Here is a 21,701-nt window from a genome sequence, read left to right on the forward strand (position 1 = left end):
GTACCCCCGTTTTATTGCCGCCGTTCGAAGTCGACCTCGATCCGGTCGCGCCGGTCTAACTCCCGAGTGAGTTCGTCGGTTTCGAGCAGCGTTTCGAGCCGCCGCTCGAAGGTCGACTCGTCGATTTCGCCGCGCGCATACCGGTGTTTGAGCCGGTCGACCGGATCGGTGGGCTCGTCTACTGACTCGGTGTCGGCGTCCGGAGCGTCGACCAGCCAGCGGTAGGTCCCGTAGATCACGTACAGTCCGACAATGATCGGCGGGCCGAGCGTGACTGCCAGCGCCGCCGAGACCCACAGCGGAACCCCCGGAATCACCAGCGTCGGGAGGACGAAAAACAGCGTCACCGCCACTCCGGTCCACAGCGGCGACTGCAGTACCCACCGCCCGCCCGCTTCGACGCGGGACTCGATCGACATGTTTCGAGTTCGGCTGGCGTCCACTTACCCGTTTCGTCGCCCGGAACGGCCACCCACAGGCGTTTGGTAGTCGGGATGGAACAGCCGGGTATGAACGGTCTCGAAGTCGGCCTTCGACTGCTCGCAGGGGTGGCTCTCATCGCCGCGAACGCGGTGTTCGTCGCCACGGAGTTCGCCCTCACCCGAGTCCGGCAGTACGACGAGTCGGCGTTCGACGCCCCCGGCCTCCGACGAGCCTGGGAGATGACGACCGATCTAGAGATCTACCTGACGAGCTGTCAGGTCGGTATCAGCGCGACCAGCATCGCCGTCGGGATCATCGCCGAACCCGCGCTGTCGACGGTGCTGTCGCCGCTGTTCGAGAACACGGTGCTCGCGTCGATCGGGGCCGCTGGGCTGGTCGCCTTCGGCATCATCAACCTCCTCCACCTGACCCACGGCGAGCAGACGCCGACCTACCTCGGGGTCGAGCGCACCCGATTCGTCGCCCGCTACGGGACACCGTTTCTCTACTGGTTCACCAAACTGATCTATCCGGCCATCTGGGTCGGCGATGGCGTCGCCAAATGGACCCTCCGACTGTTCGGCGTCGAGATGACCGGCGCGTGGCTCGAGACCAACACTGACCGCGTCCAGTCGCGCGCGGAGCTTCGCCACCGCCTCACCTCGCTGCTCGACAGCGGTGATCTCCCGCGGGAGCGTATGGAAGAGGTTCTCAATGCCTTCACTATCGGCGAGATCCCGATCGCAGACGTGATGACTCACGCCGAGGATGTCGCCTTCCTCTCGACGACCGAGTCGGTCGACGAGACGCTCGACCGGATCGGAGCGAGTCCGCACACCCGGTTTCCAGTGCTCGGTGCGGACGGCGAGCCTGTCGGCGTCATCTACGTTCCGACGATCGTAGACGCCATCGACGACCTCCGGGCGGGAGAGACCACCCTCGAATCGCTCGCGGTCCCACTGCTCGAACTGCCGGCCGAGATGCACGTCAGCGACGCGGTCGACCGGTTGCAGGACGAGGGCCACGAACTCGCGGTCGTGGTCGACGACGGGGAGTTAGTGGGGCTAATCACTGCGACCGACGTCCTCGAAGCGGTCGTCGGCGATATCGAGGATCCACTGGAGATCGAACTCGGCGGGCCGAAATAGTGGGTCGAATCCGTCGGGCTACCCGTCGAGCAGGTAGCCGGCGACGCCGAACAGCCCGAATCCGAGCGTCAGCGGGATCCAGATCCCGGCCTCACGGTCGGTCAGCCGGCTGTGGGCCACCACGGCTGCGGCGAGGATCGTGTGAGTTATCGCCGTCAATTTCAGCAACGAGCGAAGCATACACTTCAGTAGTCGATGAGTACTTTTATACATGCAGTTCGGGCCGATTGCTGGCGTCGACGACGTCCCTAGCCGCCGCGCCACTCGTCGGGGTCACGGGGGCCGTGGCCGGTTTCGAGGCTCCGGGCCTCGTTGAGGAGTTCGCCGTGGTTCATAATGATGTCGGTCATCGTCAGGATGCCGACGAGATCGAACCCCGAGACCACGGGCAACTTCTTGATCCCCTTTTGGCGCATCCGACCGATGGCGACCTGGACGGTTTTCCTCGGCTCGATGGTGACAAGCGGCCGACTCATTACCTTCCGGACCGGCACCTGCTCGAAGGGACGGTTGGTCGCGTAGCCGACCCGGAGGGCGTCCATCTCGGTGACGATTCCGGCCGGCGTCCCGTCGTTGATGACGATCACACAGCCGACGTCGTTGTGGAGCATCTGGCCGGCCGCGCCCTTCATCGTGGCTCCCGCCGGGACCGTCACGACATCCCGACTCATCAGCTCTTTGACGCGCATACCGCCGATGTTGGAGAGCCACTGTCTTCGTTTTTTCTGCCGGTCGACCCCGCATCACCGGTTGATCGGGGTCAGCAGGTGGTGGACGAACACCACGACCCCATTGGTCTCGCCGGCCGCACAGATCGCCCGCTCGTTGTCGCCGGTCGGCGTCGGGGTCGTCCGAACCAGCGCCCGTCGGCCGTCGACCAACAGGAGCGACGAGAGTACGGCTTCGGCCGACGGCAGGGCGACGGGAGGAAAGCCGAGTTCGTCGACCGGCGAGACGTCGATGCCGAGCGAGTCGACGGCCGGAACATCGGGCGTCGAGAGCCCGTCGTCGTCGATCACGCCGGCGGCAGTGGTCACGCCGCGGTCGGCAGCGGCCGCCAACTCGCCGGCTACCGAGTCGTCGACCCCGGTGGCGGCGAGCAACCGGACCTCGCTGTCGGCCGCCGACAGCAGCCGCTCGATTCTGGTGGTGATCGCTTCCGCGCCGGACAGACTCCACACCTCCGTCTCGACGTCGGTCGTCTCTTCGAGAGTGATGGGATCGATCGTTTCCAGCGACTCCTCGACCGACCGGAGCCGCGATTCGTAGGTTCGACGGAGCGTGTCGACGGCCTCGGAGATTTCGACCGCGCGAAACACCTGTGGGTTGGTGTGTTGGACCGTGACGAGTCCGTTCGTTTCGAGGACTTCGACGGCGTCGTACACCCGTGTTCGCGGCACGTCGCTGATCTCGCTGATCTCCCGGGCGGTTGCCTGTGGCACCCGCGAAAGCGCCACGAAACACTGGGCCTCGTACGTCTTCAGTCCGAACTGCTGTAGCTGTTCGACAACGTCTGCGGAGGTACCGGTATCGTTCATGGGTCCCAACCATCGCCGGCTGAACCGGCATGACCTGTGCGTTGTTACCGAATACAAAAATGAGTTGGCTTTCATGACAACACTGAATCAAAATCGGCGCTGGCAGTCGCCCCACACCACGCCGCGTCCGACCGCTGAGTATGTAACTCGAATAATCACATATTAGTGCCCGTTTTGCATACGTTCGCCCGTGGTACGCCGCCGGTATCCCGGTCCCAACCAGCTACCGAGCGTACCACGGGCGTGACTGCCCACCGTACAGTCACGCTTCGACCGGTGTCGACGCCGGCATGCACAACCGAATTCCTTTATATACTCGCGGTCGTTCATTTGTACAATGACGAAGCGACACGTGTCTCTACCCGCGGACGCGGCCGTGGGTGTCCGAGGGTTCATCGACGAGGTCGACGAGCGGTTGTCCTCGGACGAAGAGACCTGCGCGGTCGTCGAGGACGTGCTGGTCGACCTGTTCGGCGACAGACAAGCCTACGAGGCCTGGCAGGCCGGCCAGTCGGTCTCGCCGGCGACCAGAGTTCGTCTCCAGGGGTACGACCCATGCAACGCGACCGTCGAAGCCGAGTACTACGCCGAGAAAAACGAGGAGAAGTTCCAGCGATCCAAACACCTCCAGTGGCTCTGGCGACAGTTCGACGCGACGCCGATGGCCGACAACGTCGAGTTCGCCCTCCAGTTCCGTCGGATGCTCGCCGATCACCTCTTCGAGGAGTGCGGTGACAACTGCCGCTTTTTCAAGGGAATCACGTTCACCTACGGCCACAACATTTCCGTCGGCGACAATACCGTAATCCACGATGACGTCCACCTCGACGACCGCGGCAAACTCACTATCGGCGACCGGGCGTCGATCTCCGACGGCGTCCACATCTACAGCCACGACCACGACGTCGTCGACCAGACTGCGGTTCGGAACTACCACACCGTCGTCGAGGACGATGCCCGTCTCACCTACGACGCGATGATCCGAGCGGGCTGCCGCATCGGCGAGAACGCCATCGTCGGCGCTCGCGCCGTGGTTCAGGGCGACGTGCCCGACCACCACGTGGCCGTCGGGATGGCGGCCAAGAGCGTCAAAATCAAACCCGGCTGGGAGTCGGCAGCCGAACCGGTCGACGACGGTCGACTCCCGAATCGGCAGGCCGACCGCGAGATCGAATACGAGATCGACAACGAGATCGAGATCTTCGACGAGTTCCAGCGGTCGCTGTCGCCGCCGGACGCCGAGCCAGCGATCCCCGACGAGCCGGACCCCAACCAACCGGACGCCGAGTAACCACCCCTGCCCGTGGCCAAAAGTATCGCGATCAACGTCGCTGCCAACACCAACCTCCCGGGGTTTCGTGGCCCGATCTACCCCGACGGGCAGTTCGTCTACCTCCCGATCCCCGAACGCGAACCGACCGTCGAGACGGTGCCGACGTACGGCGACCTCCTCCCGAAGCTCGATCCGCTGCCGTTCTCGGTCGACGACAACCTCCACGACCGGCGGGTTCATCTCGATCCGGAGTTCGCCGAGTATCCCGCCTGCAGCCGGTACACCTACGGCGACGAACACGGCGTCAAAGCCGGGCCGCTGGCGGCGTTGGAGCCGGGCGACTCGCTGTTCTTCTATGCCACGCTCACCCGCCACGAGCCACCCGCCGGGGTCGACACCGGTCCGCCGGTCGACTGGGTGGCTCCCGACTGGGGTGCGTATCTGATCGGCGAGTTCCGCGTCGACCGCGTGTTCGATGCCGAGGCCTGTGCCGACCTCTCGGCGTTCGATCGCCACGGCGTCGCATCCAACGCCCATTGCGAGCGCGACCCCTTCGACGCGAAGGTGCTGGTGGTCGGCACCGACGACTCGCGGCTGTTCGACCGGGCGGTCCCGCTGAGTGCTCCCGAGGCGGGTGCCACCGCCAACCGACTCGTCACGGGCCTCTCGAACGACTCCGGGAAGGGACCGTGGTGGCGTCGACGCCTGTGGTTCGACGCCGAGGCGACCGACCGGCTCCGAGCGATCGTCGACGGCGAGGTCCCGATTTGAGCAGCAAAGAACTATGCCAGTCGTGGCTGAACGGCCGGTATGTACAGCAGCTACGTGTCATTGCTGTCGACCGCCCGATGGAGGCGCTGACTCATGCCGAGTAGCGACGACCTACTTAAACGGCCGGTCGTCCCGATCGCCGGGGAGGACGACGCCGCGGCGACCTATCCCGCGCTGGTCGCCCACGGTGATCCCGCGGTGTGTCGACCGCTCGTGATCCACGTACTTGGCGAGGACGCACCCGAAGCCGAGACAAACCGTGCCCACGAGGCAATCGAGCGGTTCGAGTCGCTGGCGGCCGCCGACGGAATGACGGTCGATTCCGAACTGTCCCACGGCGACTCGATCGTCGACACTATCTTGGAGGCCGCCGAGGCAGCCGACGCCTCGGCGGTCGTCTTCTGTTCCCGCGGCGGTAGCGCGTGGTTCGATCTCTTGGCGGGCGGCGTGCGGACCTCGCTGCTCGCCAAAAGCGACACCCCGGTCGTGATGCTCCCCGTCGAGGGCCAGTAGCCGTCGACTACCGACGCCTCAGTCGGGGCCGCCGACCGGCGGTTCGGTTACGGTTCCCTCGGTTTTGAGCCGGAGATACAGGTAGGCGAAATGGACGATTGCTGGGAGGACGAGCCCGCCGATAGCCCAGCCTGCGGCGACGACGACCGACTTGCCGCGGCGGAGCGCGTCACGAAACAGCCACAGCGAGACGGCGACCGTAATCAGGTAGATCACGGCCAAAATCGGGCGATCGAGGAAGACCGAAACGACGAGCGGATCGAAGGGGTAGTCCATAGCAACTCCTGTTCGGTGAGGGGAAAGAACCCAGCGGTTCGGCGACCGTTAGTCGGTGCCTACCGCCACGGTTGGGACTCTTCGGTGATCTCGCCGGCCAGTGATCGTTCCATCGCCGCGGCGGGATCGTCACGGTTCGCCAGTGCCCACATGAGTTTGACTTTCGCCGTCCCGGGGAGGGTGTCACCGGCTTCGACAACACCGGCGTCGAGGAGATCGCGGCCGGTGTCGTACACCCGGTCGCAGACGCGGCCTTCGAGACACTGGCTCGTCATGGCGACAACCGTCCCGTCGTCGACCAACGCCTCGATCCGCGGGATCAGATCGGTGTGGACGTGGCCGAGGCCGGTGCCCTCGATGATCACGCCCGCCTTGTCGTCGAGGTAGTCCCACGCAGCGGGGTCCATGCCGGGGGTGAACTTGACGAGTTCGACCTCGGGGTCGAGATCGTCTGCGAGTGCGAGGTCGACCGCGCCACGCTCGGCGTATTCGCGGTTGAAATCGAAGGCGTCGGCGGTCTCGCCGTCCGCCCCGTCGTCACGGGCGTCGGCGTAGTCGACTGTCGCCAGCGGCCGGTTGCCGACGGTCTCGAAGGCATCCCGACGCGAGGTGTGGTTCTTGCGGACGCGGGTCCCACGGTGGAGCGCACACTGCTCGTCGCTGGCCGAGGCGTGCATACAGAGTAGCACTTCCGCACAGTCGTGTTTGGCAGCCTCGACCGCACAGACCGCGTTCATCACGTTGTCGGAGGACGGCCGGTCGGCCGACCGCTGGCTGCCGGTGAAGACGATCGGCACGGGGGTATCGAGCATAAAGGAGAGCACCGACGCGGAGTACTGCATCGTGTCGGTGCCGTGCATGACGACGACGCCGTCCGCGCCGGCCTCGATCTCCTCGTGGACCGCCCGAGCGAGTTGCTGCCAGATGGAGGGGTCCATGTTCTCGCTGAGGATGTTGGCGACGACACGCCCCCGGTAGTTGGCGCGCCCGGCGAGTTCCGGAACCGCCCGGAGGACGTCTTCGGCAGTGAACTGCGCGGTGACCGCGCCGGTTCGGTAGTCGACCGTCGAGGCGATGGTTCCGCCGGTCGAAATGAGCGACACGGTCGGCAGATCGTCGTCGAACTCGATCTCCGAGACGCCGTCGTCGTCCGGCTTGTCCTCGTCGCCGACATCGTACACGTCGGTTTCGAGCACGTCGACCGTCGCGTCGTCGCGGTCGATACCGATGTTGTAGCCGCCGTCGAGCTTCAGTACGAGGTGGTCGGCCGTCGAGGAGGGCATCAACACGCCCTCGTTTTCGACGCCCGCGTGGGTGACACGGATCCGGTCCCCTGGATTCATACCGAGGGCTTGCCCAGCGGCCGACTTGAAACCACCCTTTCGAGCCGGCACTCGCCGCCGACCACGGCACAACAGCCATACATCCGGACCGCGAACGGTGGGTATGGCGCGTTCCGACGAGGAGGTGCTCGACGAGATCGTCGACGATGACATCCACAGCGGCGAGGTGGCTGGCGATCGTTCGGGGTCCGACGCCGAAGCCGTCGGCGAGAGCGACGGTTCGGCCGGTCGACTCGCGGGGCTGTTTTCGCTCAAAGCGTTTCTGCTGTCGACGGTCCTGATCGCTGTCGGCGTCGTCGGCGGCGGGGCGATCCCATTTGTCGGCACCCTCGGGTCGCTGGGTGGGCTGTTCGTCGCCGCGTTCGCCATCGGCCTCGTGGCCAGCGAGCGACGGTATCTGGAGACCGCACTCGCCGGCGGCGGGATCGTCGGGCTGAGCTTCGCGGCGAGCCTGCTGACGACCGGCGTCCTCCCGGTCGGGATGCGGTTTTTCAGGGAGTACGGTCTCGCCTTCGGCGGCCTCGGCGTCGGTCTTGGCGTGGTCGTCGCCCTTCTCGGTCACTACTTCGGCCGGGATCTCCGCGATGGGCTGACCCGAGAGATCTGATGGTCCGGGTCGACGCTGCCCGCCGCCTCGATCCAGTCGTCGGGAGCGAGCGGTGGCGGCAGCGCGGCGTCGAACGGACGATCCCGGAGATGGTCTTTGCCGGTGTTCGGATAGCACCAGCAATCGAGGCGGCACCGTGTTCGTCGCCTCCCACGGCGGTGACCTGCGAGCGATCGCGGCCGACGGGACGGCGTCGTCAGCCCCGGATCGTCCACTGCTCGCCGTCCCGCCGCAGGATACCGGCCTCCGCGAGCCGGCGGAGCGCCTGATCGACGGCCTCCGGCGGGGCGTTCAGCGCGGCCTCGATTGCTTCCGTCGAACTGTCGCCCTCGGCGATGGCGGCCAGGATCTTGGCATAGAACCGGCCGTCGGCGTCGATACCGGTACGTTCGGTCAGCTCGTCGAGCGTCTCGGTGAGCCGACCGTGCACCCACCGCTGGGCCAGTGATAGCTCCCGATCGAGCGACTGGAGCCGGCCGAACTCCGCGGCGAGTGACTCGATCTCGCGCCCGTCGTCCCGGTCGTCGGCGTGGTCACCCTCGGCCGGGCCACAGCCGTTTGTGACCACCTCGTCGAGCGAGAGATGAGGACACCGTCCGGACATATCCAGCGTCGAACTCGCCGGATAGGCGCTTTTCGCGCCGAAACTGTGTGGTGAGAGGTCGACCTCCAAGCGGAGGCTCCGGGTGATGTGGAAGTACTTCCGGCGCTGGTCGTCGGTCCGGCTCTCAATCAGCCCCGCCTCCTCCAGCTTGCGGAGGTGGTCGATGACCGCCTTGGGACTGACCCCGAGATAGTCGCTAATCTCGGTGACATAACAGGGTTTCTGGGAAAGCAGCCGGAGGATCCGTCGACGGTTCTCGTTGCCGAGGAGATCCAAGAGTACCGCCGAATCCATACCCGAGATTACGTGACCGCGAATAAAACGTTGTCTACCGTGTGAGTGACAGACGCCACGGGTCGACTACAACCGCCACACTGTACAGCGATTGCAGACTGTCACTGTCCATGATGCGTATCGAACTGCCAGGCCGCCAGCGCGACGACACCGACCGAGAGGGCGACTGTCAGGCTCGGTAACACGCCACCCGGTTCGTAGCGGAGCGGCGGATGGAGACCGAACCCGTAGTCGACCAGATCATTGACACCAAGGAGCAAAAGCGAGAGCCCGAGGGCACCCTTCGTCGTCCGGCCGTAGTGGAGGATTGCGAACGCCAACAGGACGAACAGCAGGTGGGTGCCGATGATGAACCAGTAGTCGTAGAGTGCCGCCGGATCGAAGCCGACGTAGCGTTCGGGGCGAAGATTCAGCGCGATAGCCGTCCAGAGGCCGTACTTGACGAGCCAGACGAACGCCAGCGTGTGGAGATACGCCAGCGGGCGGTTGATCGGAGCCTCACGGAGCCGACTGCCGAGGTTCGGCAACAGGGTCGCCAGCGATAGCGTCACCAGCGCGATGGCGGTCGGCGAATCCGCATACAGCGGCCACAGCAGCGTCGGCACGCCGGGCATGGTGTCGACGTAGAACCGCACGCCGACCAGAAAGGCAGTCGCGGTGACCACCAGCAGGGCGACCAAACTCGGGCCGTCGGAGAGATACGCCTCGGCGTACCGGTATGGGAGGGGTCGACGGGGGGTCGGCGTCCGTGGCTCACGATCCGGCATACGAGTGGGTTCGTGGGTCCGCCTCAAACCCGTTTCCGTCCGAGACAGTCGACGACATGAAGCAAAGGTAATTAATCGCGGCGGGCGAGGTCCACCCATGCGAGGCGCACTTATCGTACTCGACGGCTGGGGACTCGGCGACCACGACCACCGCGACGCCGTCCGCGCCGCCGAGACGCCGACCTTCGATCGGCTCCGCGAGGCAGGGGCGTTCGGCACCCTCCAGACACACAGCCGAGCGGTCGGCCTCCCGGAGGGACAGATGGGAAACAGCGAGGTCGGCCACCTCAACATCGGCGCGGGCCGGGTCGTAAAGCAGTCCTTTACACGGATTCAGGACTCCATCGCCGACGGCAGCTTCCGTGACAACGAGGCGCTCAACGCCGCGTTCGACTACGCCGAGGCCCACGACGGCCGGGTCCACTTCATGGGGTTGGTCAGCGACGGCGGGGTCCACTCCGATATTACCCACCTCGAAGCCCTGATCGAACTCGCCGGCGATCGGGATATCGAGGCGGTCACCCACGCCTTCACCGACGGCCGGGACACCGCCCCCCACTCCGGGGCGGGCCACCTCGAAACCGTCGCCGAGGCGGCCGCCACACACGGTACCGGCGATGTCGCCACCGTCTCGGGTCGCTATCACGCGATGGATCGGGACCAAAACTGGGAGCGAACGAACAAGGCCTACGACGCGATCGTCAACCGCGAGGCCGAGTATACCGCCGAGACGGCCGTCGACGCCGTCGAGGCGAGCTACGAGCGCGGGGCGACCGACGAGTTCGTCGAGCCGACACTGATAGAGGGGGGCCCCGCCCTCGCCGACGGCGATGCGGTGGTCTTCATCAACTTCCGGGCCGATCGAGCCCGCCAACTGGTACGGATGCTCGCCGACATCGACCCCGTCTGGGATATCGAGACCCATCCCCCCGACATCGAACTGGTGACGATGACCCAGTACGACAAAACGTTCGACCTGCCGGTGGCCTACCCGCCACAGCAGCCAGAGAACACCCTCGGGGAGATCGTTTCGGATGCCGGACTCACCCAACTCCGGCTCGCCGAATCCGAGAAGTACGCCCACGTGACCTACTTCCTCAACGGTGGCCGTGAGGTCAAGTTCGACGGCGAGCGCCGCGAGATCGTCAAGAGCCCCGACGTACCGACCTACGACCTCCAGCCGGAGATGCACGCCGAGAAGGTGACCGATACGGCGATCTCGGTGATCGAGTCCGACGACCCAGACCTGTTGGTATGCAACTACGCCAACCCCGACATGGTCGGCCACACCGGCGACTACGAGGCCGCCATCACCGCGGTGGAGGCCGTCGACGAACAGCTCGGGCGGCTGGTTGAGGCCATCCACGCGGCGGGCGGTCACGCGGTGATCACCGCCGATCACGGCAACGCCGACGACATGGGGACCGCCGACGACCCCCACACCGCCCACACGTTCAACCCCGCGCCGGTGATCTATCTCACGCCCGACGGCGACGACGGCGGCCACACCGTCCGGGAGGGTGGCGCGCTCTGTGATCTCGCACCGACGCTGCTCGACGTGATGGATCTCGATCGCTCCGCGGAGATGACCGGCGAATCGCTCCTGCAGTAGCCCGCCCGCAGGCGAGAACCGTCGGGTCGACCGAACAGGCCACTCCGGACGACTATTTTCTCATCTGATGGGAAGCGTACTGATGTTTAACACCTGCATTCCGAACAGTCTAGCCGATGAGCAACGACCGTTCGGCTCGGCACGGCCACGAGACGCGGTCGCCGCCCGCTGGGCGTTCGTCCGCGGAGCCGACCGTCCTCTACGTCGACGGCGACGAGGGGCGGCGCGAGACCGAGACCACGCGGCTCGCAGCGGCGCTCGATCCGGTCGCGGTACGGGCCGCCGAGAGTGGCGCGGCGCTGGGCGAGTCGCTTGCGGCGGCCGACTGCGTGGTGAGTCGCTACGAACTCCCCGATACCGACGGGATCGCGCTCAGCGAGCGCGTCCGCGACCGGGCTCCGGGGCTCCCGTTCGTGTTGGCGGTCGGTGATGGCTCGGAGCGACTGGCCAGCGAGGCGACGGCCGCGGGGGTCACCGACTACGTTCCGGTCGATGGGATCCCCTCGGAGCGGCTGGTCGACCGGGTGGCCGCCGCGCTGGCCGAGCGCCGGCGACTGTCGACCCGTGATGGGATCGAAAACGCCGTCGAGCACGCCGCCGACGCGATCCTGCTCACCGACATCGAGGGGACGATCGAGTACGTCAACCCGGCTTTCGAGGAGCTGACCGGCTTCTCGCGGTCCGAGGCCGTCGGCCGGACGCCGCGGATCCTCAAATCCGGCGCGCAAGACGAAGGCTACTATCAGGAACTGTGGGCGACGATCCTCGACGGCAACGTCTGGGAGGAGGAAGTCGTCAACGAAACCAAGAGCGGCGAGGAGTACGTGGCTCACCAGACCATCGCGCCGGTCACCGACGCCGACGGCGAACTCGAACAGTTCGTCGGGATCCAGCGGGACGTCACCCGACGGTGCCTCCTAGAGGAACAGATCGAACGCTCCGCCGAGACGCTCGAACGGCTCTACGCGGAGGTCGCCGACGAAACCACGGATCTCCAGTCGAAAATCGAGTCGCTGCTCGATATCGGGGCGACCCACCTCGACTACCCGCTGGGGTACCTCACCCGGATCGACGACGACACACAGCGGATCATCGCCGCGGTCGGCGACCACGACGCGATCCAGCCCGGTGCGACCGACCCGATCGAACGGACCTACTGCCGCCGAACCGTGACGAGCGACGAGCCGACGATCGTGAGCGATGCGCCTCGGGAGGGGTGGGCCGACGACCCCGCCTTCGAGCACTTCGGGCTGCGGTGTTACGTCGGCGCGCGGATCGTCATCAACGGCGAGGTCTTCGGAACGCTCTGTTTCGGCGGCGAGGAGCCCCGCGAGGAGCTGGTGTTGGAGGCCCAGCAGTCGACGGTCAAAACCCTCGCCACGTGGCTCGGCTCCGAACTCGAACGGCATCGCTACGAGGCGCGGCTCGAACGGCAGAACACGCAGCTCGAACGGTTCGCCAGCGTCGCCAGCCACGACCTCCGGAACCCGCTCAACGTCGCCTCCGGCCACCTCGAGATGGCACGGGAGACCGGCGCGGACGAACACTTCGAGGCGGTCGCCGAGAACCACGACCGGATGGCGACGATCATCGACGACGTCCTCACGCTGGCCCGTCAGGGGACGTTCGTCGAGACGACCGAGCCGGTCTCCCTGCAGTCGATCGCCACCGAGTGCTGGGAGGGCGTCGAGACGGAGGGCGCGGAGCTGGTCGTCGACGGCGAGACGACGATCCAGGCGGACGCCGGCAAGCTCAGACACGTCTTCGAGAACCTGTTTCGGAACGCGCTCGAACACGGGACGACCGCCGACACCGACCATGCCGGCGAGGGACTGACGGTGACGGTCGGCCCCACCGATGGCGGGTTCTACGTCGCCGACGACGGTCCGGGGATCCCGCCGGCGGACCGCGAGCACGTGTTCGACCACGGCTACTCCGGTAGCGACGGCACCGGCTTCGGGCTGGCGATCGTCGACTCGATCGCCGACGCACACGGCTGGTCGGTCCACGTCACCGAGAGTCGCTCCGGCGGCGCGCGCTTCGAGTTCGTCGTCGACGGCACGGGCCACGCGGATGGGGACTCCCCGACGGCTGCCACCATCGAGTGGCTCCGCTCGTCGCTCGATGAACTGTAACCGCCGACCAAGCTACTCGACGGCCGACGGCGTCGACTGCCGGTCGGCGACGAGCCGATAGCTCGGCCCGGCGAGCAACAGGACCGCCAGCGCCGACATCCCGGCCAGCAGCCACGGGTCGACCGCGCCGGCAAGCGACCCCGTGGTGAGGTGGTCGACCGACCGGCCGACGACGAGGCCGAGGACCGCCCACGGCAGTTCCCCGAGGGCGGTTCCGACGAGATACGGGCGGAGCCGAACCCCGATCCCCCCGGCGGCCACCGAGATCACGTCCGACGGCAGCGGCAACAGCCGGGCGGCCGCGACACCGCGAACCCCACCCGTTTCGGCGAGTAGCCGCCGACCGGCCGCCGTGAGTCGACCGCCTCCGGCCATCGAAGCCCCGAACCAGTAGGGTGGCAGGCTCGTGACCACGAGCGCGGTCAGCGCGAGCGGCAACCCCTCGAGACCGATGGCGTAGCCGACGCCGATCGACACCACGAGCGTCGGCCACGCACACGCCGGGCGGACCAGCGCCACCGCGAACACGGCCGCGGCGAACGCCAGCGGTCGGTCCGCCAGCGCCTCGAAGCCCGCAAGCGCGGCCGCCGGCGAGCCGGCCCACGCCGCCAGACCGACCGCCAGCAGCGTCCCGGCCCCGACCCCGAGACGCGTTCGTCGCTGCATACCTCTCACCACTCGTGTACTGTGATACGCTTTGTGTTCGGCGACACACGAACGGTTATGTGATCGGATTGCGAACGCCGGAGCGTGACCGAGCCGAAGCCATCCTCGCGGCAGGAAACGATCGAACTCGGCGTCGACCTGCTGGCCCATCTCGAAGCCGACGATCTCGATTTGGCTGCGGTTATCGATCGGCTCGAAACCGTCACGACGAACCCAACGCTCACGCGAGAGATCCTCGATACCGCCGACAAACGAGGCGTTATCGACCGCGAAAACGGTCGGATTCGGACCCGCCGCGGCGGCACCTTCGTTCGGTTCGAGAGTCAGGTGACCGTCCGCGAGGGCGACTTCGAGTGTCGACGCTGTGGGGCGGGACTTTCGACGGGCCACTTCATCGAGTTCGAGTCCGGAGAACTCGGCCCGTTCGGCTCGTCGTGTATCAAGAAAGTCGTCGGCCGCGAGGAGTAGACAGTGCCTACCGGCCGCGCCGGAGTTCCTCGATCAGGGTTTCGATCAGCTCTGCCTGTCGGGCGAGCTGTTGTTGTTGGGCTTCGACCGTCTCGGTGAGCGCCGCGAGCTGCGCCGACAGATCGTCCTCGTCGACCGGGCCGGCGGACTCGAACGGCGAGCCTTCGAAGGCGTCGGCCGGCTCCTCGCGCTCGATGACGGCCTGCGACTGGTCGGTCGACCCGGCGTGGTCGATCGATCCCTCGCGGTCGGTCGGCTCGGAGTGGTCGATCGACTCCGTGTTCTCGGCCGGTTCCGCGTGGCTGGCCGTCTCGTCGGTCGAGTCGTCGGCTTCCAGCGAGGCGACGAGCCCCTCGTCGACCGACGACGTCTCGCCGTCGCCCGACTGCGTGCTGTTGGCCGGTTCCGACTCCAACTCACCCGGATCCGCACTGAGTGGATCGGGACCGTCCCCGAAATCCAACCGGTCTACGGCTTCGCCGTCGGCGTCTTCCTGGTTGGCCATCGCCTCGCGAAGCTCCTCGATACTGGTGACGCCGTGGAACTCACAGACCGCCTCGACGATGGCCTCCCGGACCGCTCTGGCGTCGCTGTTGGGGGTTTTGAACCGGTTCTGCCGGCCGTTGTGGGTGAGGACGACCGACGTGGCGACGCTGCCCTCTTCGAAGTCGACGTCGGTCAGGCCGCCGTACTCGAAGGCCTCGAAATCGGTGTCCCACACTGGCGAGCCGATGTGTTTGATGACGCGCTTGCTGGTGACGATCAGCGTGAGATCGCTGAACCGGAACGTCTTGTGGACCGTCTCGCCGGCTTCGGTGATCCCCGCCGCGCTGATGACGCCTGCCAGAATCGGGTGGAGGACGTTGTCGACCCGCTTGGCCGGAAACGACAGCGTCTCGCTGCCGTCGAGTCCGTATTCGAGGGTGAGCTTGGCCTTCCGCCGGCCGACCGAGAGGTCGACCTGCTCGGCATCGTGGGGGTAGCTCTCGACGGACTCGTCGGAGAGCAGTCCGTCCGCGCGGTAGACGACCGTCCGGCTCGGGGTGACGACCAGCACGTCCTCCCCGCCGAGTTGGACCTCCGCAACCGATGGTTCACCGTCCAGTTCGGACTCGAGTAGCTCGGGCAGGCTCATTGTGATGGGGTACCGTCCGTAGCTGATAAATCCGCGGGTATGCGTATCAGTGTTTCGTGATTGTTCACCGCCAGCAACAGCGCCACGTGGCTCCGACTCGGCACTCGATACGGGGGCTGATCGCACGCCACGAAGCCGACCGAGATGAGAAGGTTAAAGAGTATCATCGGGGTATAGGCAGGTGAGGCCGGGTGGCTTAGCTGGACATAGCGCCGCACTCATAGGGTTACTGAGATTCGGTGCGGTCACCGCCTTGGAAGCGTCCGCCCCACAGAGGCCTGCCGAGCCTCGTACCTGGGTTATGCGGAGATCGCGGGTTCGGAGCCCGCCCCGGCCATTCTTTCCGACGACAACCGAAGCGAGTAGCACGCCGACCCCGTCGACGGCGGGTAGTAAGCACTGACTACTGTCGGTCTCAGCAGATAACAATCGGTAACGACTAGCTACTATCGTCAGTTCGACGGTGCTGTGGCGGCGCTAAACCGACCGTCCGGAGCCGCTGGTGCCGAACAGATAGGTCCCGGCGGTCAACAGCAGTGCGGCGACGACCAGCGACGCGAGGACGAGGCCGCTCGATCCCACCGTAGCTCCGGGGATGAACAGCAGCCCCCCGACGATTATCAGTCCGATACCGACCGCCGCCTGGTTCGGTACGTCTACCATACACTGTCGACCGAACCGACCGATATTGAGCTTTCTCCTTCAGTCGATACAGAGTAACGCCGACAGTTACTGGTCGACGATGGATTCGGGCGGGCTCTTCTCGCCGGCCGGGACGACAACGTCCAGCCAGTTTTCCTCGGGCGGCAGCGGGCAGGCGAACGTCTCGGCGTACGCACAGAAGGGGTTGTAGGCGAGGTTGAAATCGAGAGTGACCACGTCGCCGTTGACGAGGTCGTCGTCGGGTTCCATCTCCATGTAGCGCCCGCGGTGGTAGGTCTGCTGACCGGTCGTCTTGTCGCGGAACGGGATGAAGATCGTCCGGTCGTCGTCGCTCTCCTGTCGGTAGCCGGCCATCTGGATCCGTTCGCCGCGGAGTTCGAACTCGAAGATCACCGCCCGGAGATACCGAATCGGTTGGCCCGCAGTCACATCGAGTTCGATCGGATCGGGGTTGCCGTAGACCCGTACGCGGGCGAGGACCCGAAAGTCGGGGTCGGGCTCGAAGTAGTTCAGGCCCTCGAAATCGTCGCGGTAGTCGGGGTCGATCGGCGACTGTGGGTGGTCGGTGAAGAACTCGTCTTTGTCGGCGCGCATCTGTCGTACCTCGGCCATCCACTTCTCGGGATCGGTCGGTCGGTCGCCATCCGGCGTTGTCATACCCCGATTCAGTCCCGAGGGAACCTAATCCCATTGGAACGCCTCGCCCGGCGGGTCGACGCGGTGCGCGCTACTGCTGGTAGGAGTGACCGACGACCAACACGACGACGTGTGCGACGAGCAGCCCGACGAGCATCTCTATCGAGAGGCCACCGACGTCCAATATAAACAGCGGCAGGTAGCCAAGCGGGAGGGCGATCGCAGTCCAGAACGCGAGGCCGCAAGCCGAGGCCCGAAGGCGGGCAACGATCGCTGGGAGACTGTTCGAGAGACGGCCGAGGGGGCCGAACGAGGGCGGGAACGACATCTGTGGGACCACCATACACGAAACGGTCGGCCAAGCGAATATACCCCACACAGCGTTTGCCGTGCTTGTGACTGTTGCAGCGACAGTAGAAACAGCTTACCAGCAACTGAACGAGCCGTTCGTACGGTAATCACGACCTACTAACCCGGCGTCGACGCAGGAGTCGAGTGAAACCGCGGCGGTTTACCCGATCGGCCGCCAACAGTCGGTATGGCGGATCTCAATCCGATCGCGAAACGGATTCACAACCTGACACCGAAGCCGGTTCGGCTCACATTAGCCGACGGCACCGAGGCCGTCTTCGAGATGGCGTGGACCGAGTTCTTCCAACAGGAGTTTCAGGCCGAAGCGACCCGTGAGGACGACGACGCCGACTATCGCCTCGTCTCCAGCGAGGACAACGACGCGGTACTGGTCGGCCGTCAGGCGGTCGACGAAGACGAGTGGTCGATGATCGGCGCGGTTGAGTCGGTCGAGGCCGCCGAATAGTCGGTGACAGTCGGTACCGGGAGTTTCCACGGCTGCCGTCGGGCAGCCCTCGCCAGTCAGTGTCTGTTGACGGCCTCGACCAGATTGAACGCACAGGTGATCTTCTTGTGGGCCGTCGAGAGGTGATCCTCCAGCAACCGTTCGGAAACCCCCAGCAGTTCAGCGGCCCTCGCCGCCTCGATGTTCGCGATCCGACAGAGGGCGTAGGCTTCTTCCTGCCGGACAGTAAGGATGCGGACGTCCTCGAAGGAGGCGACGTTCCGGAGGAACTCGCCCAGCCGGTTCAACGACCAGCAGCTTCCCTCGCGTTCGGTCCGGTGGATATACTCGCCGACCGTCTCCGCCGACAGCTGACAGACGTCGGCTGCCTCCGGGTCGACTGCCGGCGTATCGATCTCGGCGAGCCGGTTGGTCGGGACGTGCCAGTAGACGGCGATGTCGTCTCGCTCGCCGATCCGAAGCGCACCGTCGAACTCGCCGGTCTCGATCCGCTCGGGCAGCCGCAGTTCCGGCCCGTGGTCCGCCATGGTTGGTATAGTATCAAATTTTGTTATAAATCCATTGATGGATTTCAGACCCGCTTACTCCTGTTGGGCGTCGACGACGGCCACCCCCGCCAGATTCACGATGTCTTTGACCTCGTCGCCGCGCTGGAGGACGTGGACGGGTTTGTCCATCCCGACGAGCATGGGACCGATGGCTTCCGCGCCGCCGAGCCGCTGGAGGAGTTTGTAGCCGATGTTGCCGGCCTCAAGATTGGGGAAGATCAACACGTTCGCCGGGCCGTCGAGCGCCGAGAAGTCGTAGGTGTCGTCGATAATCTCCTCGACGACGGCGGTGTCGGCCTGCATCTCGCCGTCGACGGGGAAGTCGACCGTCGAGTCGTCGTGGAGGTCGGCGACCGCCTCCCGGATGGTCGCCGTCGACTCGTTTCTGACACTGCCGAAGTTGGAGTACGACAACATTGCCGCCCGGGGCTCGACGTTGAAACTCCGGGCCAACTCGGCGGTGTGTTTCGTGACCTCCGCGAGTACTTCGGCGTCGGGGTCCTGATTGACCGTCGTGTCCGCACAGAACACGACCTTGTTTTTGAACGTGAGCAGGTAGACACCCGCCGCGTAGTCGGCGTCGTCGGCGGTGCCGATCACCTGCAGCGGCGGTCGCAACGCCGAGGGGTAGTGGTGGGTCAGCCCGGTCAGCATGGCGTCGGCGTCGCCCATCTCGACCATCACGCTGCCGAGGTAGTTCGTGTCCTTCGCGACGAGTTCGGCCGCCTCTCCGCGGGTGATTCCCTTCCGGCGACGGCGTTCGTAGAGTCGGTCGGCATACACGTCGAGACTCCGCTCGGCGGGGTCGACGACCTCCGGATCGAACGACAGCCCCAACTCGGCGGCGATCCGGCTGATCTCCTCGCGGTCGCCCAACAGAACCGGCTCGGCGATCCCCTCTTCTTCCAGTTGGTAGGCCGCTCGAATCATCTTCTCGTCGGTGCCCTCCGCGAGCGCGAGCCGCTTGGGGTCGCTTTTGGCCTTGTTGAGGACGACTCGCATCATCTCGCGGGATTTGCCGAGTCTGGCTTCCAGCTTCTCGGCGTAGGTCTCGCGATCGATCTCTGTCCGGGCGACGCCACTGTCGACGGCGGCCTCGGCGACGGCGGGGGCGACCTCGAACAGCACGCGGGGATCCAGCGGTTTGGGGATCACGTAGTCGGGGCCGAACTGCAGCGGCTGGTCGCCGTAGGCTTTGACCACAGCATCGGGAACGTCCTGTTTGGCCAGCTCCGCCAGCGCCATCGCCGCCGCGCGCTTCATCTCTTCGTTGATGTCGGTCGCCCGGACGTCGAGCGCGCCGCGGAAGATGAACGGGAACCCCAGCACGTTGTTGACCATGTTCGGGTAGTCCGAGCGGCCGGTGGCGACGATCACGTCGTCGTCGCGGGCGGCCTTGGCGTCCTCGTAGCCGATCTCGGGGTCGGGGTTCGCCATCGCGAAGATGATCGGGTTGTCGGCCATCGATCGGACCATCTCTTGGGAGACGATGCCGCCGACCGAGAGGCCGACGAACACGTCGGCACCCTCCATCGCATCCGCGAGGCTCCCATCGTCGACGTCGCGGGCGAACTGCTGTTTGTACTCGTTGAGGTCATCGCCCCGGTCGGTGGTGATGATCCCCGAGGAGTCACACATCGTGATGTTGGACTCGTCGGCCCCCAGCGAGACGTAAAACTGCGCGGTAGCGAGCGCCGATGCGCCCGCCCCCGAGAAGACGATATCGAGTTCGTCGAGTGATTTGCCCGTGATCTCGGCGGCGTTGAGCAGCGCGGCCCCCGAGATAATCGCCGTCCCGTGTTGGTCGTCGTGGAACACGGGGATGTCCATCCGCTCGCCGAGTCGGCGCTCGATCTCGAAACACTCCGGAGCTTTGATGTCTTCGAGATTGATGCCGCCGAAGGTCGGCTCCATGGCGTCGACCGTCTCGACGAGGGCGTCGACCGAATCGAGGTCGAGTTCGATATCGAAGACGTCGATGTCGGCGAACCGCTTGAACAGCACCCCTTTCCCCTCCATGACGGGTTTCGAGGCCTGCGCACCGATGTCGCCGAGACCGAGCACCGCCGAGCCGTTGGAGACGACGCCGACGAGGTTGGATTTGGCCGTGTAGTTGTAGGCCTCGTCCGGCTCGGCGTCGATGTCCCGACAGGGGGCGGCGACACCCGGCGAGTAGGCGAGGCTTAAATCCCGCTGAGTGTTGGTCGGCTTCGTCGTCGCGATCTCGATCTTCCCCGGCGGATCACGCCGGTGATACTCCCGTGCGTCGTCGTCAAGTCCCATACCACAGCGGTTCGCTGGATTCATGAAAAAGCTGTGTGTATGTCGATTGTCAGGTTCGACGGTTGTCGAACTGACGAGTGGAGTAGGCAGCGACTACTCCGCCACCGTCGACGGGTCGCCCCCGTCTGCGGCCGGGAGGAGTCGGAGCTCCTCGTCGGCGGCCCCGAGTACCGACAGCTCGTAGCTGAAGACGTAGGTGAGGACGACGATGTTGATCGGCAGTGTCAGGACGAAGACGATCAACAGCGTCACCGCCGCGATCACGCCGAGGGCGACGAGGCCCGCCGTCGACGCGACGGCCGCGCCAAAGCCGCCGAAGACGCCGAGGACCACCACGAGCGCGGCGATCCCACCGATGATGCCGACGATCCCGAATATGATGAACCCGATGATCGACTGGCCGATTGAGATCGCCAGCAGTACCAGGAAGTGAACGACGACGTAGACGCCGAACTGGGCGAGGTTCCCGCGGAGCACCGGCCAGAACCGCCGCCAGCCGTCGAGGACGCCGCTGTCGGTCACCACCATGATCGGCGTGACGAACTCGGTCGTCGCCCGAGCGACGATCAGGTAGACGAGGCCCGTCACCGCGGCGACAGCCACTGCAAGCAGGCCGCCGACGAGCATCGCGGTTTCGCCGAGTTCTCCGGCCGCTCCGGCGAAGACCGCCACCCCGATGAGGACGATCGGGATCGCAGAGACGACGTTGAGCACGAGCTTAAACAGGAACAACCGGAGCGCCTGTCCGAAGCGTCGCTTGGCCGGCCCGCGGATCCGTACGGTGTCAGTCCGCAGCCCGTCGTAGAAGACCAGCCGAAGGATCTCCGAGAGCAGCGACACCGCGAGCCCGAGGAGCAACAGCCCCGCGACGATGGCGGCGATCACGACCGGTTCGACGGGGAGCATTTCCGGTGTGGGTTCGGCTGGTGCCGGCGCAGGCGCACTGTCGGGACCGGTTCCGGAGGGCGTCGACCCGGCGTTGAAGAGGTTGAACACCGACGAGATCCCGCCGCCGCCGACACCGACGAAGATCGCGATCAGGCCGAGCCGGAGCCACTGGCCGAGGTCGAAGGGAAAGAGGAACGAACGGGTGGCATCGATCGCGTCGTCGACGCTCTCGATCGCGTACCATGACATATCCGGGTGGTGGCCGGGTAGTGGCAAATAGGTTGGTGGTCAGT

25 protein-coding genes and 1 tRNA gene are annotated in these 21,701 nt (G+C 65.7%); 10 read left to right on the forward strand and 16 right to left on the reverse strand.

Annotated elements, in window-relative coordinates:
• Positions 1 to 11: 11 nt before the first annotated feature.
• Positions 12 to 419: an SHOCT domain-containing protein gene (locus NKJ34_RS04520; RefSeq protein ID WP_253737087.1), complete on the reverse strand. Its 408-nt coding sequence runs from the start codon at positions 417 to 419 to the stop codon at positions 12 to 14.
• A 90-nt stretch (positions 420 to 509) separates the two neighbouring features.
• On the opposite strand from NKJ34_RS04520, the gene NKJ34_RS04525 reads away from it, so the two are divergent.
• Positions 510 to 1,571 (forward strand): CNNM domain-containing protein, encoded by a 1,062-nt coding sequence (locus tag NKJ34_RS04525; RefSeq protein WP_253737088.1) that lies wholly within the window; start codon positions 510 to 512, stop codon positions 1,569 to 1,571.
• An 18-nt stretch (positions 1,572 to 1,589) separates the two neighbouring features.
• On the opposite strand, the gene NKJ34_RS04530 is transcribed toward NKJ34_RS04525, so the two are convergent.
• The 3 genes from NKJ34_RS04530 to NKJ34_RS04540 form a co-directional block, all read right to left on the reverse strand.
• Positions 1,590 to 1,751: a hypothetical protein gene (locus tag NKJ34_RS04530; protein ID WP_253737089.1), complete on the reverse strand. Its 162-nt coding sequence runs from the start codon at positions 1,749 to 1,751 to the stop codon at positions 1,590 to 1,592.
• Positions 1,752 to 1,819: 68 nt separating this feature from the next.
• Positions 1,820 to 2,260, reverse strand: a complete 441-nt coding sequence (locus NKJ34_RS04535) for a CBS domain-containing protein (RefSeq protein WP_253737090.1) — start codon at positions 2,258 to 2,260, stop codon at positions 1,820 to 1,822.
• 54 nt (positions 2,261 to 2,314) lie between these two features.
• A complete protein-coding gene (locus NKJ34_RS04540) occupies positions 2,315 to 3,109 on the reverse strand; it encodes a TrmB family transcriptional regulator (protein WP_253737091.1) in 795 nt (264 codons plus the stop codon).
• 337 nt (positions 3,110 to 3,446) lie between these two features.
• Here NKJ34_RS04540 and NKJ34_RS04545 point away from each other — a divergent pair, with 337 nt between their 5' ends.
• The 3 genes from NKJ34_RS04545 to NKJ34_RS04555 all read left to right on the forward strand — a co-directional run bounded on the left by NKJ34_RS04545 (position 3,447) and on the right by NKJ34_RS04555 (position 5,666).
• Complete coding sequence (locus NKJ34_RS04545) at positions 3,447 to 4,400, forward strand: acyltransferase (protein WP_253737092.1); 954 nt, start codon at positions 3,447 to 3,449, stop codon at positions 4,398 to 4,400.
• Between the two features lie 12 nt (positions 4,401 to 4,412).
• Positions 4,413 to 5,153 carry an Nmad3 family putative nucleotide modification protein gene (locus NKJ34_RS04550; RefSeq protein WP_425491758.1) on the forward strand — a complete coding sequence of 247 codons (741 nt, stop codon included), beginning with the start codon at positions 4,413 to 4,415 and terminating at the stop codon, positions 5,151 to 5,153.
• A gap of 93 nt (positions 5,154 to 5,246) precedes the next feature.
• On the forward strand, positions 5,247 to 5,666 hold the full coding sequence (locus tag NKJ34_RS04555) for a universal stress protein (protein ID WP_253737093.1): 420 nt from the start codon (positions 5,247 to 5,249) through the stop codon (positions 5,664 to 5,666).
• An 18-nt stretch (positions 5,667 to 5,684) separates the two neighbouring features.
• On the opposite strand, the gene NKJ34_RS04560 is transcribed toward NKJ34_RS04555, so the two are convergent.
• Both NKJ34_RS04560 and gatD read right to left on the reverse strand, forming a co-directional pair.
• Positions 5,685 to 5,942 (reverse strand): hypothetical protein, encoded by a 258-nt coding sequence (locus NKJ34_RS04560; RefSeq protein ID WP_253737094.1) that lies wholly within the window; start codon positions 5,940 to 5,942, stop codon positions 5,685 to 5,687.
• A 59-nt stretch (positions 5,943 to 6,001) separates the two neighbouring features.
• Entirely contained in the window at positions 6,002 to 7,285 is a 1,284-nt protein-coding gene (gatD, locus tag NKJ34_RS04565; RefSeq protein WP_253737095.1) for a Glu-tRNA(Gln) amidotransferase subunit GatD, read from the reverse strand.
• A 103-nt stretch (positions 7,286 to 7,388) separates the two neighbouring features.
• On the opposite strand from gatD, the gene NKJ34_RS04570 reads away from it, so the two are divergent.
• Positions 7,389 to 7,892 (forward strand): hypothetical protein, encoded by a 504-nt coding sequence (locus NKJ34_RS04570; protein ID WP_253737096.1) that lies wholly within the window; start codon positions 7,389 to 7,391, stop codon positions 7,890 to 7,892.
• Positions 7,893 to 8,088: 196 nt separating this feature from the next.
• On the opposite strand, the gene NKJ34_RS04575 is transcribed toward NKJ34_RS04570, so the two are convergent.
• Both NKJ34_RS04575 and NKJ34_RS04580 read right to left on the reverse strand, forming a co-directional pair.
• On the reverse strand, positions 8,089 to 8,790 hold the full coding sequence (locus tag NKJ34_RS04575; protein WP_253737097.1) for an ArsR/SmtB family transcription factor: 702 nt from the start codon (positions 8,788 to 8,790) through the stop codon (positions 8,089 to 8,091).
• A gap of 101 nt (positions 8,791 to 8,891) precedes the next feature.
• Entirely contained in the window at positions 8,892 to 9,557 is a 666-nt protein-coding gene (locus NKJ34_RS04580; RefSeq protein ID WP_253737098.1) for a DUF1405 domain-containing protein, read from the reverse strand.
• Positions 9,558 to 9,654: 97 nt separating this feature from the next.
• Here NKJ34_RS04580 and gpmI point away from each other — a divergent pair, with 97 nt between their 5' ends.
• Together gpmI and NKJ34_RS04590 are read left to right on the forward strand one after the other, a co-directional pair.
• A complete protein-coding gene (gene gpmI / locus NKJ34_RS04585; RefSeq protein WP_253737099.1) occupies positions 9,655 to 11,169 on the forward strand; it encodes a 2,3-bisphosphoglycerate-independent phosphoglycerate mutase in 1,515 nt (504 codons plus the stop codon).
• Between the two features lie 116 nt (positions 11,170 to 11,285).
• Positions 11,286 to 13,304, forward strand: coding sequence for a hybrid sensor histidine kinase/response regulator (locus tag NKJ34_RS04590; protein WP_253737100.1), 2,019 nt, complete (start codon positions 11,286 to 11,288; stop codon positions 13,302 to 13,304).
• A gap of 12 nt (positions 13,305 to 13,316) precedes the next feature.
• On the opposite strand, the gene NKJ34_RS04595 is transcribed toward NKJ34_RS04590, so the two are convergent.
• Positions 13,317 to 13,970 (reverse strand): VTT domain-containing protein, encoded by a 654-nt coding sequence (locus tag NKJ34_RS04595; RefSeq protein ID WP_253737101.1) that lies wholly within the window; start codon positions 13,968 to 13,970, stop codon positions 13,317 to 13,319.
• A gap of 84 nt (positions 13,971 to 14,054) precedes the next feature.
• On the opposite strand from NKJ34_RS04595, the gene NKJ34_RS04600 reads away from it, so the two are divergent.
• Entirely contained in the window at positions 14,055 to 14,438 is a 384-nt protein-coding gene (locus NKJ34_RS04600; RefSeq protein WP_253737102.1) for a DUF5830 family protein, read from the forward strand.
• Between the two features lie 7 nt (positions 14,439 to 14,445).
• On the opposite strand, the gene NKJ34_RS04605 is transcribed toward NKJ34_RS04600, so the two are convergent.
• The gene (locus tag NKJ34_RS04605; RefSeq protein ID WP_253737103.1) at positions 14,446 to 15,573 is read right to left on the reverse strand and encodes a DUF7115 domain-containing protein; all 1,128 of its coding nucleotides are present in this window, start codon (positions 15,571 to 15,573) and stop codon (positions 14,446 to 14,448) included.
• A gap of 185 nt (positions 15,574 to 15,758) precedes the next feature.
• On the opposite strand from NKJ34_RS04605, the gene NKJ34_RS04610 reads away from it, so the two are divergent.
• Positions 15,759 to 15,910, forward strand: a tRNA-Met gene (locus NKJ34_RS04610).
• A 140-nt stretch (positions 15,911 to 16,050) separates the two neighbouring features.
• Here NKJ34_RS04610 and NKJ34_RS04615 read toward each other — a convergent pair.
• From NKJ34_RS04615 to NKJ34_RS04625, 3 genes are all read right to left on the reverse strand, one after another.
• Positions 16,051 to 16,236: a DUF8178 family membrane protein gene (locus NKJ34_RS04615; RefSeq protein WP_253737104.1), complete on the reverse strand. Its 186-nt coding sequence runs from the start codon at positions 16,234 to 16,236 to the stop codon at positions 16,051 to 16,053.
• Between the two features lie 66 nt (positions 16,237 to 16,302).
• Complete coding sequence (locus NKJ34_RS04620; RefSeq protein WP_253737105.1) at positions 16,303 to 16,893, reverse strand: DUF1684 domain-containing protein; 591 nt, start codon at positions 16,891 to 16,893, stop codon at positions 16,303 to 16,305.
• Between the two features lie 70 nt (positions 16,894 to 16,963).
• A complete protein-coding gene (locus NKJ34_RS04625; RefSeq protein WP_253737106.1) occupies positions 16,964 to 17,215 on the reverse strand; it encodes a DUF8028 family protein in 252 nt (83 codons plus the stop codon).
• 195 nt (positions 17,216 to 17,410) lie between these two features.
• Between NKJ34_RS04625 and NKJ34_RS04630 the strand changes: the two genes are divergently transcribed.
• Positions 17,411 to 17,689 carry a DUF8072 family protein gene (locus tag NKJ34_RS04630; RefSeq protein WP_253737107.1) on the forward strand — a complete coding sequence of 93 codons (279 nt, stop codon included), beginning with the start codon at positions 17,411 to 17,413 and terminating at the stop codon, positions 17,687 to 17,689.
• A gap of 56 nt (positions 17,690 to 17,745) precedes the next feature.
• Here the strand turns inward: NKJ34_RS04630 and NKJ34_RS04635 are convergent, their stop codons facing one another.
• The 3 genes from NKJ34_RS04635 to NKJ34_RS04645 form a co-directional block, all read right to left on the reverse strand.
• Positions 17,746 to 18,216 (reverse strand): hypothetical protein, encoded by a 471-nt coding sequence (locus NKJ34_RS04635; protein WP_253737108.1) that lies wholly within the window; start codon positions 18,214 to 18,216, stop codon positions 17,746 to 17,748.
• Between the two features lie 54 nt (positions 18,217 to 18,270).
• Positions 18,271 to 20,520, reverse strand: coding sequence for an NADP-dependent malic enzyme (locus tag NKJ34_RS04640; protein WP_253737109.1), 2,250 nt, complete (start codon positions 20,518 to 20,520; stop codon positions 18,271 to 18,273).
• Between the two features lie 93 nt (positions 20,521 to 20,613).
• Entirely contained in the window at positions 20,614 to 21,657 is a 1,044-nt protein-coding gene (locus NKJ34_RS04645; RefSeq protein WP_253737110.1) for a DUF7544 domain-containing protein, read from the reverse strand.
• Positions 21,658 to 21,701: the final 44 nt, after the last annotated feature.

The sequence above is a fragment of the Halohasta salina genome (assembly GCF_024178165.1).
Classification (GTDB): Archaea; Halobacteriota; Halobacteria; order Halobacteriales; family Haloferacaceae; genus Halohasta; species Halohasta salina.